At 59.6% G+C, this 458-nt stretch carries 1 pseudogene; it reads left to right on the top strand.

Annotated elements, in window-relative coordinates:
- Nucleotides 1–297 (top strand): annotated as a pseudogene (locus EOA60_RS36975) (conjugal transfer protein TraH); the annotation flags it as partial.
- Nucleotides 298–458 lie beyond the last annotated feature (161 nt).

A 458-nucleotide genomic window follows, 5' to 3' on the forward strand; every position in this document is an offset into this window, starting at 1 on the left:
GCCCTGGTTCAGCAATGCGCCATCCCGGCCTGAAGCCAGCGATGGCCGAGAGATTCATCGCCGAGGCGGGTTCTCCCGATCCGCTTTCCGTTACCGTCCGATCCGGCAATCGGCTGGTGCTGGTTCTCCGCCCGAGCACGTCGGAGGAAGCGATCGCCCCTAAGCCGGCAGCATGCCGGCAACGCCGTAGTGCGCGTCGGCGTCACGCAATATCCAGCGGGGCTCGGCGTAACCGATGCCTCTGAACTGAAATCCGACCTGGTCGACGCCTGCGCCAATATTCGGATGGGGCGAAGCTGTTCCGGTCTACCGGATCGTCCTCGATGATGCGGCCATGCGGGGAAGAGCGGGTATCAGCATATGTCGTCAGTTTAGCGTCCCGATTTCCAGACTTTGAACTTGAGCTCTAGACATGCCATATATATCGGTTATACCAACCATACTTGCAACCATTAGCG

The organism is Mesorhizobium sp. M1A.F.Ca.IN.020.06.1.1, from assembly GCF_004023265.1.
Classification (GTDB): Bacteria; Pseudomonadota; Alphaproteobacteria; order Rhizobiales; family Rhizobiaceae; genus Mesorhizobium.